Annotated in this window: 6 protein-coding genes; 2 read left to right on the plus strand and 4 right to left on the minus strand. The window is 59.7% G+C overall.

What is annotated here, in order from left to right; genetic code table 11:
• Positions 1-179: 179 nt before the first annotated feature.
• The 3 genes from mdtC to B3041_RS15135 are packed head-to-tail and all read right to left on the minus strand — an operon-like array spanning position 180 to position 7,578.
• Complete coding sequence (mdtC, locus tag B3041_RS15125; RefSeq protein ID WP_065648901.1) at positions 180-3,257, minus strand: multidrug efflux RND transporter permease subunit MdtC; 3,078 nt, start codon at positions 3,255-3,257, stop codon at positions 180-182.
• Positions 3,254-6,373 carry an MdtB/MuxB family multidrug efflux RND transporter permease subunit gene (locus B3041_RS15130; protein WP_292976445.1) on the minus strand — a complete coding sequence of 1,040 codons (3,120 nt, stop codon included), beginning with the start codon at positions 6,371-6,373 and terminating at the stop codon, positions 3,254-3,256. Before B3041_RS15130 ends, mdtC begins: the two co-directional genes overlap by 4 nt.
• Positions 6,373-7,578, minus strand: coding sequence for an MdtA/MuxA family multidrug efflux RND transporter periplasmic adaptor subunit (locus B3041_RS15135; RefSeq protein ID WP_292976448.1), 1,206 nt, complete (start codon positions 7,576-7,578; stop codon positions 6,373-6,375). The genes B3041_RS15130 and B3041_RS15135 overlap by 1 nt, the downstream gene beginning before the upstream one ends.
• Before the next feature lie 244 nt (positions 7,579-7,822).
• On the opposite strand from B3041_RS15135, the gene B3041_RS15140 reads away from it, so the two are divergent.
• A complete protein-coding gene (locus tag B3041_RS15140) occupies positions 7,823-8,785 on the plus strand; it encodes an aldo/keto reductase (protein WP_292976451.1) in 963 nt (320 codons plus the stop codon).
• A gap of 213 nt (positions 8,786-8,998) precedes the next feature.
• Entirely contained in the window at positions 8,999-10,333 is a 1,335-nt protein-coding gene (locus B3041_RS15145; protein ID WP_065648905.1) for a carbohydrate porin, read from the plus strand.
• 45 nt (positions 10,334-10,378) lie between these two features.
• On the opposite strand, the gene yegD is transcribed toward B3041_RS15145, so the two are convergent.
• Positions 10,379-11,731 carry a molecular chaperone gene (gene yegD / locus B3041_RS15150; protein WP_292976454.1) on the minus strand — a complete coding sequence of 451 codons (1,353 nt, stop codon included), beginning with the start codon at positions 11,729-11,731 and terminating at the stop codon, positions 10,379-10,381.
• Between the last annotated feature and the right edge of the window lie 4 nt (positions 11,732-11,735).

Consider the following 11,735-nt stretch of genomic DNA (forward strand, 5'->3'; position numbering starts at 1 on the left):
TTATCCGGGCGCATCAATGCATTATCCGCCCCTGCAGGGGCGCCACTAATGGCGCCCTGGGTTTCGTGCGCGTTGTTTGCCAGGGGCGCATTAATGCCGCAATCGTCCGCGTAGGGGCGCCATTAATGGCGCCCTGGATTCATGTGCGTTCGGTTGCCAGGGGCGCATAAATGCGCCCCCTACGGCATCCGGGTGGCTGCCGGCTCCGTAACTGCTCTGCGGCGGCGTAATTTATCCATCAGCAGATAGACCACCGGCGTGGTGTAGAGTGTCAGCAGCTGGCTTACCACCAGGCCACCGGCGATGGTGATGCCCAGCGGTTGCCGCAGCTCGGCCCCGTCACCGCTGGTCAGCACCAGCGGCAGCGCACCAAACAGCGCGGCCAGCGTGGTCATCAGAATCGGACGAAAACGCAGCTGACACGCCTGAAAAATCGCTTCACGCGGACTCAGCTGCTGCCGGCGTTCCGCCTCCAGCGCAAAATCGACCATCATGATGGCGTTCTTTTTCACAATGCCTATCAGCAGCAAAATACCAATCAGCGCAATCAGACTGAACGGCGTATCAAACAGCTTCAGCGCCAGCAGCGCGCCGGTTCCGGCCGACGGCAGCGTCGACAGAATCGTCAGCGGGTGTACATAGCTCTCATACAGAATACCCAGCACGATATAGACCGCCGCAATGGCCGCCAGCATCAGCCACAGCTGGCTGGACTGCGACTGCTGAAACACCTGCGCGGTACCGGCAAAGCTGCCGCGCACGCTGGAGGGCACCCCCAGAGCCGTCATGGTGCGATCGATCGCCGCAGAGGCCTGCGACAGTGAAACGCCTTCCGGCAAATTAAACGAAATGGTTGTCGCCGCAGAAAGCCCCTCATGGTTGACGGACAGCGGTGCGTTAGCGGGCTGCCAGCGGGCAAAGCCGCTCAGCGGGATCGCTTTACCGTCGCTGCTGACCACAAACATCTGGTCGAGCGCGCTGATATCCTGGGTATAGCGCGGATCCACCTCCATCACCACTTTATACTGATTCAGCGGCTGATAGATGGTTGAGATCTGGCGCTGGCCAAAGGCGTTGTTCAGCAGATCATTGGCGGCTGAAACGTCTATGCCCAGGCGCGCCATGCTTTCGCGATCGTAGGTGATGGCCATTTCGCTGCCTTTATCCTGCTGATCGGAGTTAACATCAGCGAGCTGCGGCAGGGCAGAGAAGGCTTTGCGAATTTTGGGTTCCCATTCACGCAAGTCGGCGAGGTTATCCGACAGCAGGCTGTACTGATAGCTGGCGTTCGACTCGCGCCCGCCGACGCGAATATCCTGCACGGCGTTCAGATAGAGGCTGGCACCCGGCTCTTTGGCCAGTTTAGTACGCAGACGGGCGATCACCTGCTGAGCGCTTTCGCTGCGCTCAGTGAGGGGTTTCAGCGCGATAAACATCAGGCCGCTGTTGGTGCCCAGACCGCCGATAAAGCCAGTGACATTATCCACCGCCGGATCCATTTTGATGATATTCATAAAATCTTCCAGCTTACCGCGCATCGCCTGAAATGAGATGCTCTGATCGGCAGACAAAAAGCCGCTCAGACGACCGGTATCCTGTTCCGGCATAAAGGTTTTGGGAATGGTAATAAACAGCCAGACGGTCATCGCTACCGTGCCGCCGAGCAGCAGCAGCACCCAGATAGCGTGTTGCAGCACCCGGCGCAGCGAGCGCGCATAGCCGTCCTGCGTCCGCTGCAGCAGCCGGCTGAACAGCCCCGGGGCAGCAGGCTGCGCCGGTTGCGGCTTCAGCAGATATGCGCACATCATCGGCGTCAGCGTGACGGAGATAAAGAGCGAGATCAGGATCGCCACCGACAGCGTAATGGCAAACTCCGAAAAGAAGCGTCCGATAATGCCGCCAATCATCAGCAGCGGCAAAAACACCGCAATCAGGGACAGGCTCATCGACAGCACGGTGAAGCCGACTTCACGGACGCCGGTCAGCGCCGCCTGCAGCGGCTTCATACCAGCCTCCACGTGCCGGGCAATATTCTCCAGCACCACAATCGCATCATCCACCACAAACCCGGTGGCGATAGTCAGCGCCATCAGCGACAGGTTGTTAAGACTGAAGCCGCACAGATACATGGCAGCAAAGGTGCCAATCAGTGAGACCGGCACCGCCGCGGCAGGAATAAGCGTGGCCCGGCCGTCGCGCAGGAACAAAAACACCACCAGAATCACCAGCACCACGGCAATCACCAGCGACTGCTCCACTTCATGCAGCGAGGCGCGAATAGTTGGCGAGCGATCCTGGGCAATCTGCAGATCGATCGCCGCCGGGATGAAATCGTGCAGCACCGGCAGTTCAGCGCGAATGCGATCCACGGTATCGATGATATTGGCGTCCGGCGACTTCCGGATCACCAGCAGCACCGCTGGCTTGCCGTTGGTCATTCCGGCGTTGCGCACATCCTGCACCGAATCCTGCACGCTGGCGACATCGCTGAGCCGGACCGCCGCACCGTTGTTATAGTGCACCACCAGCGGCTGATAGGCGCTGGCGCTCTGCAGTTCATCATTGGTACGCAGCTGCCAGCGCTGCTGGCGATCGTCGATTGCGCCCTGTGGTCTTCGCTGATTGGCGTTACTGATGGCGCTGCGCACCGCATCCAGCGATACCCCCTGATTAAACAGCGCCTGCGGATTGAGATCGACGCGCACGGCGGGCAGCGAACTGCCGCCTACCGTGACGTCGCCGACGCCCTCAATCTGCGACAGTTTTTGCGCCAGCTGCGTCGAGGCGTAATCATAGAGCTGACCCGGATTATAGTCGTCCGAGGTCACTGTCAGGATCATGATCGGCGCATCCGAGGGGTTCGCTTTTCGATAAGAAGGCCGGCTCGGCATACCCGACGGCAGCAGGCTCTGCGCCGCATTAATCGCCGCCTGCACATCGCGCGCGGCACCATTAATATCGCGGTCAAAATCAAACACCAGAATGATGCGCGTGCTGCCCAGTGAGTTCGTGGAGGTCATCTCGCTCACGCCGGCGATGCGTCCCAGCGAGCGCTCCAGCGGCGTGGCCACCGAGGCGGCCATGGTTTCCGGCGACGCACCCGGCAGCGACGCCGACACCATAATCACCGGAAAGTCGAGCTGGGGCAGCGGGGCAACCGGCAGCAGACGAAAGCCGAGCATCCCCGCCAGCGCAATCGCCAGCGTCAGCAGGATGGTGGCGACCGGACGATGAATGAAGAGGGCAAAAAACCTCACGACTGCGCCTCCGGACGGCTGAAGCGCCGGCGGGTAGCGTGCGCCAGCCGGTCAAACAGCAGATAGATGACCGGCGTGGTAAACAGCGTCAGGATCTGGCTGAGGATCAGGCCGCCCACCATGGCGATACCGAGCGGATGCCGCAGCTCGGCCCCGACGCCGGTACTGAGCATCAGCGGCAGCGCGCCCAGCAGCGCCGCCAGCGTGGTCATCAGGATCGGGCGGAAGCGCAGCAGGCAGGCCTGATAGATCGCGTCACGCGGCGCCATGCCCTGTTCACGCTCTGCTGCCAGCGCAAAGTCAATCATCATAATGGCGTTTTTCTTCACAATACCGATCAACAGGATGATGCCGATAATGGCGATAATATCGAGTTCGTTGCCGCTCAGCATCAGCGCCAGCAGTGCCCCCACGCCCGCAGTGGGCAGGGTAGAGAGAATAGTGATCGGATGGATAAAACTCTCATACAGCACGCCCAGGACGATATACATTGCGACCACGGCAGCCACAATCAGCCAGACGGTGCTGCTCAGCGCCGCTTCAAACGCCAGCGTACTGCCCTGGAACTGCGTGACAATATCCGACGGCATACCCAGCGCCCCTTCTGCTGCGGTAATGGCCTGCAGCGCCTCCTCCAGCGAATAGCCGTCGGCTACGTCAAAAGAGAACGTCGCGGACGGGAACTGATCGAGGTGATTGATGCTGAGAGCGGTATGCCGCTCTTCTGTGCTGGCGATAGCGCTGAGCGGCACGCTGCCGCCGGGGCTTTTGAGCCGCACACCCTCCAGGCTCAAAAGCCCCGGCGTCTGTGCATTATCCTGCTCCAGCACCACACGATACTGGTTTGCCTGCGTGTAAATCGTTGAGATCAGCCGCTGACCAAACGCGTTATACAGCGCATTATCGACATCAGCCATGGATATCCCGAGCCGGCTGGCGCTGTCGCGATCAACGCGCACATACGCCTCCAGCCCCTGATCCTGCCAGTCGCTGCTGACATTGCGCAGCTGGGGGGCCTCAGCCAGCTGGCTGAGCAGGGCGGGTACCCAGCTGCTCAGAGCGTCAAGCGAGCCAGACTGCAGCGTAAACTGATAAGGGGTACGGCTGCTCTGCGTCTCAATGGTGAGATCCTGCACCGGTTGCAGCCAGAGTGAGACCCCCGGGATCTGCGCCACCGCCTGCTGCAGCCGCGCCTGCACCACCGGAATGCGGTCGTCGCGCTCATCCAGCGGCTTAAGGTTAATTTGCAGCCGGGCACTGTTAAGCGCAGGGTTGGTGCCGTCCACCCCGACAAAAGAGGTCAGGCTTTCAACCGCCGGATCCTTCATCACCACGGAGGCCACATCACGCGTGCGCTGCGCCATACTGGCGTAAGAGACCGACTGCGGCGCCTGCAGGGTGCCCTGAATAATGCCGTTATCCTGCTGCGGGAAGAAGCCTTTCGGGATCATGATCCACAGCAGTACCGTCATCAGCAGCGTGCCAAGCGCCACGCTGAGCGTCAGCCACGGATGCCGCAGCACACGCGTCAGTGCACGTCCGTAACCGGCAATGACCCGCTCAAACAGCGCCTCGCTGGCGCGGGAGAAGCGGTTTTGCCGGCGCAGCGACTCTGCGCTCAGCATGCGTGCGCACATCATCGGCGTCAGCGTCAGTGACACCACGGCTGAGATCAGAATGGCAATGGCCAGCGTGACGGCAAATTCACGAAACAGCCGGCCAATTACATCGCCCATAAACAGCAGCGGGATCAGCACCGCAATCAGCGAGAAGGTGAGCGAAATAATGGTAAAGCCGATCTCTCCCGCGCCTTTCAGCGCGGCAGTCAGCGGTTTCTCACCTTTCTCGATATAGCGTGAAATATTCTCGATCACCACAATAGCATCATCCACCACAAAGCCGGTGGCGATGGTCAGTGCCATCAGCGTGAGGTTGTTGATCGAGAAGCCCATAAAATAGATGGCGGCAAACGTACCAATCAGTGAGAGCGGGACCGCCACGGCAGGAATGATCGTGGCCGGGATATTACGCAGAAACAGGTAGATGATCATGACGACCAGCGCCATGGCCAGCATCAGTTCATGCTGCGTATCAGATACCGAGGCGCGTATGTTTGTTGTGCGATCGGTCAGCAGTTTCATGTCGACCGATTTAGGCAGCGTGGCGGTCAGTGACGGCAGCAGCGCCCGGATGTTATCGGCGGTGTCGATAATATTGGCACCGGGCTGCCGCTGCACGTTAAGCACTATCGCCTGCTGGCGGTTAGCCCAGGCTCCCAGCCAGCTGTTCTCTGCGCCCGATTCTATGGTTGCAACGTCCCCCAGCCGCACCGGTGCGTCGTTGCTGTAGCTGATAATCAGGCGGCGGTAATCTTCTGCCGATGTCATCTGATCGTTTGCTGACAGCGTGACAGATCGTGACGGGCCATCAAGGCTGCCTTTCGCGGAGTTAACGTTGGCATTACGGATAGCGGTGCGCACATCTTCGCTGGTCAGTCCTAACGCCGCCAGCGCCTGCGCATTCATTTTTACCCGGACCGCCGGACGCTGTCCGCCGGACAGCGTGACCAGGCCCACGCCGGAGACCTGAGCAATTTTCTGCGCCACGCGCGTTTCAACCATATCCTGCACCTGCGTCAGCGGCAGGCTGGTTGTGGTGACCGCCAGCGTCATGATCGGCGGATCGGCGGGGTTCACCTTACTGTACGCGGGCGGATTAGGCAGATCGTCAGGCAGCAGGTTAGTGGCGGAGTTAATCGCCGCCTGAACTTCCTGCTCCGCCACATCCAGCGCCAGCGACAGCTGAAACTGCAGCGTGATCACCGAGGCGCCGCCGGAACTTTGTGACGCCATCTGTTTCAGCCCGGACATCTGCCCGAACTGACGCTCCAGCGGGGCAGTAATCGACGAGGTGATCACATCCGGACTGGCGCCGGGGTAAAGCGTGACAACCTGAATAGTGGGGTAGTCCACTTCCGGCAGCGCTGAAACCGGCAGAAAGCGGTAGCCAAGCAGGCCAGCCAGCAGAATCGCAATCATCAGCAGCGTGGTGGCCACCGGGCGTAAAATAAACTGACGTGACGGCCCGCCGCCAGCGTCAGGAGGCAGCACCTGCATTATTGACGCTCTCCCCGTGCTGGCTGCGCGGCATGCGTGGTCTCTGTCGCCGTACTCTGCGGTGCCACAACGTCTACCGTCGCGCCGTCAGTGAGGCGATCGATGCCGTCGGTGATGACGCGCTCGCCCGCCTCCAGTCCGGCACTGATCACCACTTTCTGGCTATCCTGCAGTCCGGCGGTGACGCGTTTCTTACTTACCTTGTTCTCGCTGTTCACCACCCAGACAAAGTGACCCTCATTGCTCATCTGCAGCGCGGCGGTCGGAATAGTCACGGCGTTCTGCAGCGTATCAGCTTTCAGACGTGCGTTAACAAACTGGTTGGGAAACAGGGTGTCATCTTCATTGCTGAAGCGTGCCTTTAGCTTAATGGTACCGGTAGTGGTATCGATCTGGTTATCCAGGCTCAGCAGCGTGCCCTGCGTCAGCAGCGTGGTGTTGCTGCGATCCCAGGCCTCCACCACCAGCGGCTGACCGCTTTTCTGCGCTTTCAGGATCTGGCTGATATTGCTCTCAGCCACGCTGAATACCACATCAATCGGATGCGTCTGGGTGATCACCACCAGGCCGTCAGTATCGCCGGCGCTAATATAGTTGCCGGTGTCGACCTTGCGTAACCCGACACGTCCGGCAATCGGCGCGGTAATGCGGCTGTAAGTCAGATTAAGCTGCGCGCTTGCGACGTTGCCTTCATCCGCTTTAAGGGTACCCAGCGTTTCACTGACCAGCGCCCGCTGGGTATCAAGATCCTGTTGTGATACCAGTGATGTTTTCGCCAGCTTTTCGTACCGGCTGAGATCGCGACGGGCGTTTGCCAGCGTGGCCTGATCGCGGGCGAGCTGGCCCTGCGCCTGCGTAAGCGCAACCTGATACGGCCGCGGATCGATCTCAGCCAGCAGCGTGCCGGCAGCAACCTGTTCACCCTCGGTAAAATGCAGCGCCATCAGCTGACCCTCAACGCGACTGCGCACCGTGACCGTATTTGCAGCGGTGACGGTGCCGAGGCCATTCAGGTAGTAAGGCACGCTTTGCAGCACGGCGGCTGCGGCCTGTACCGGCGTAGCTGGCCGGTTTGCTGCGCCACGCTTCTCGTTAGCCGGTGCCGTCTGTGATGGCGTGGCGCGCGAATGCCAGGCGTAATAACCGCCGGCCGCTACCGCCAGCGCAATAAGAACTAACAGACCCGTTTTGGTTCGACTCTTCATTACTCTGCGTGCTCTCCAGCCATGTCGTCTTCCTGATATGCCTGCCCGACATCCGGGCAGCGCAAACGAAAATAAGTGTAGCCGCCTGCGCCAGGCGAAAATTGAAGGAATTAAGAATATCTGCTCAGCGCGGCGTAAAGGATCCCCAATGCTGACACTATTCTGGCATGAATAGACCCTGCTGCGACTTTTTCATTTGCTACGCTTAAAGACAAACCTATCTTGTTTAACCAGGGAGAGCGCAATGAAACAACCTGCAACCCGCCAGCTGGGCGACAGTGGTATTACCGTTCCGCGCCTGACGTTTGGTGGCAATGTTTTTGGCTGGACGGTCGATGAAAAGACCTCGTTTTCACTGCTGGATGCGCTGGTCGAACACGGCCTGTTTTTTATCGATACCGCGGATGTCTATTCCCGCTGGGTCCCGGGCAATCAGGGAGGGGAGTCGGAAACCATTATCGGCAAGTGGCTGAAGCAGAGCGGCAAGCGCGATCGGATCGTGCTGGCGACCAAAGTCGGCATGGAGCTGTCGCCGGAAAAAACCGGACTGAAGCCCGCTTACATTCGTCAGGCGGTAGAGGATTCGCTGCGCCGGCTGCAGACGGATGTGATCGATCTTTATCAGGCGCATCGCGATGATGAGCAGACACCGCTGGTGGATACCCTGAAAGCGTTCGACTCCCTGATCAAAGAGGGCAAAGTGCGGGCCATCGGTGCTTCAAACTACTCCGCAGCGCGCCTGCAGGAGGCGCTGGATGTCAGCAGCAAAGAAGGGCTGGCTCGCTATGAAACGCTGCAGCCGGAATATAACCTTTACGATCGCGAAGGGTATGAGAACGGCCTGGAGCAGGTGGCAGTGAAAAACGGGCTTGGCGTGATCAACTACTACTCACTGGCAAGCGGCTTTCTCAGCGGTAAGTACAAAAAGCCGCAGGATGCCAGCAAAAGCCCGCGCGGGCAGGCGATAGTGGAAAAATATCTTAATGAGCGCGGCAGTCGCATTATTGAGGCGCTGGAAGATATCGCCGCTTCACACGATGCCTTAGCCACGCAGGTGGCGCTGGCGTGGCTGATTGCGCGTCCCGGCATCACCGCACCGATTGTCAGCGCAACCTCGCTGTCGCAGCTGGATGAACTGGTCAAAGCCACTCAGCTGGAGCTGAGCAAACAGGAAATTGAGGAGCTGGCGCGCGCCAGCCGCGTCTGATCCCGGCCGGGGTGCTGCGGCACCCCATACATTGATGCAGAGCAATCAATAGTCACCGTCACGTTTTAAATGTTTAAATCTTAGATCTTCATCACAAATGCGATAATCCACTGTCAGTACAGATCGAAATCCACACGAAACTGCAAAACCCTGCAGCTGCCCGGCACTATCCTCTGCGCGATTTTCCCTTATAACTTGCAGAAGATAACAACGATGAAAACAATTTTTGCTTTGCGTCCGCTGCCACGCCTGGTTGCGGGCACGCTGATGCTGGCTATGTTCAGCTCTGGCGCCATCGCGGCAGATGCGTTCAGCTACGATTCACCCTGGATGCTGGGCGACTGGAACGGTAGCCGCGCGCAGCTGGAAAATGAGGGCGTGAAGTTTGACGTTAATTACACCATGGAGAGCGCCGCCAACCTCGGTGGCGGGGCTGACAGTCACACCTCTATGCGCTACAGCGATCAGTGGGCATTTGGCGCGAATCTCGATCTGCAGAAACTGCTCGACTGGCAGGATGCGCAGTTCCAGGTAACGGTGACTAATCGCGACGGGCGCAATATTTCTGATCAGGTAGCCGATCGCCGCACCGGCATGCTCTCCTCCGTGCAGGAGGTTTATGGTCGCGGGCAGACGTGGCGTCTGACGCAGTTCTGGCTGAGCAAAGGGCTGTTTGACAACCGGGTCAATCTCAAGGCCGGACGGGTCACCGTAGGTGAAGATTTTGACAGCCTTGACAGCAAGTTTCAGAACCTTGCATTTGGCAGCGGGCAGGCAGGCAACTGGCGCGGCGATCGCTGGTTCAACTGGCCGGTTTCACAGTGGGGCGGACGCCTGAAAGCGAACATCACGCCCGATCTCTTCTTCCAGGTCGGCTTTTACAACCAGAATCGCGCCAACTACGATCGCGGCGACGGTTTCCGTCTGGATACCCGTCATTCAGAAGGCAATCTGGTGCCGGTCGAGCTGGGCTGGAAACCGACCCTGGGCGCAGCGGGTCTGCCGGGTAACTATCGCCTTGGCTATTACTACTCCTCGGTAAACGGAGATAATTACGGCAGCTGGCGTGAAGGGGGCTATCAGCGTCAGGATCACGCGTATGGCGGCTACCTGCTGCTGCAGCAGCAGCTGACCGCGCAGGGCGGGGACGCCAGCCGCGGGCTCGGGATAACGGTGCAGGCGGTCATGAACGATCGTAAGACGTCGAAAACCGATAATTATCAGTCCATCAGTTTTACCTGGAAGGGGCCGTTCGATGCGCGTCCGCAGGATGAGATAGGTGCCGGCGTCGCGCGTATTCACGTTAACAGCGCTTACAGCCGCGCCCTGCGCCAGCAGAATGCGGCCAGCGGCGAAACGCGCTTCGACAGCCCGGCCTATCTGCCGCTGCAGGCGGGCTCGGAATACAACTATGAGATTTATTACAATGCGCAGCTGGCGAAGTGGCTGCAGCTGCGACCTAACCTGCAGTATGTCGTGGCACCGGGCGCGGTCGGAGAGGTGAAAGACGCCTTTGTCGGCGGTATCTCAGCCAATATCAACTTCTGACAGGCTAAGAGGAGGCGCACAGGCTGCACCTCCTCTTACGACTGACTAGCGGAACATCACTTCTGCCCAGCGCGCCAGTCCGGCGGTTACCGAGCCAAAGTCATCGCCGCCGGCAATCGGGGTGTCAGGCAGCGCCTGCTGCAGCGCGGCACGCAGCACCGGCGAGCGTGCGCTGCCGCCAGTGAGATAGATCACATCCGGGCGGGTCTCGCTGGTGGCCAGCGCCAGCTGTACCTGTTCCAGCATCCGCTCCAGCGGCTGACTGATCGCCTCTTCCAGCTGCGTCGCGCTGATCTCTGCCTGCAGTGACTGTGCAATAAACGCCAGCGACGCATCCGTTTCCGCCTGTGCTGAGAGCGCAATTTTGCTCTCTTCAGCCGCGCGTACCAGCCGGTAGCTTAGCTTCTGCTGCCACACTTTGAGCAGATGCGCCACGCTGTTTCCCGCTTCTGCATCCCGCACCAGATCCTGCAGCAGCTTACCGCAGGCCGCAGAATAGAATTCGCTTTGCGCCGGAACGTCGTTGATTGCGACGGCGTTCCACCACGGCAGGGCGGGGAGCGCCGTGCCCTTGCGGGTGCTGCCACCCAGGCCCAGCAGCGGCATCAGCGTTTTAAACGCCAGCATAATGTCGAGATCGTTACCGCCGACGCGACAGCCGCTATGGCCCAGCAGGCTGGCGTGACGGTCAGCTTTCTGGCGCCACTCTGGCCCCATCAGCAGCATGGAGCAGTCGGTGGTGCCGCCGCCGATATCGACCACCAGCACGCGCGTCTCTCTGTCCAGCGTGGCTTCAAAGTCCAGCCCGGCTGCGACCGGCTCAAACTGAAACTCGACGTCACGAAAGCCGGCCCGCTGTGCCGCGCGCAGCAGAATACCCTGCGCCTGCTGGTTAGCATCGTCACCGCCCAGCCCCTGAAAGTTCACCGGGCGACCGATAACCGCCTGGTCAATCTGCTGCCCGAGCTGCGCCTCACCCTGCTGGCGGATATGCAGCATCATGGCGCACACCAGATCTTCAAAAAAGGCGATTTGCTGCGGCTTCAGGCCAGAGGCACCTAAAAAGGATTTCGGTGATTTGACGAACCAGACATCTTCCGGCTCCACCATATATTGCTGCAGCGCGGTCAGCCCGAACTGCACGCTGCCAGGCGTTATCTCGATATCTTCTTCGCGGTTATAGCGCAGTGCACGCTGCAGCAGGGCGGTGCTTTCGCTCGCCGGCGTGGGCACCTGATGGTGGCGATGCAGCCATTCGCTAATCGCCTCGCGTACGGGGGCGCAAATCATTGAGGGCAGCAGCGGCTGGTCATTTTCCAGCGCCAGCATCCGCGGCGTGCCGTTATCGCTTACTGCGATAGCGCAGTTCGCTGTGCCGTAGTCAAAACCGATATACATCTTA

This window comes from Pantoea sp. UBA4549 (assembly GCF_002387285.1).
GTDB lineage: Bacteria > Pseudomonadota > Gammaproteobacteria > Enterobacterales > Enterobacteriaceae > Pantoea > Pantoea borealis.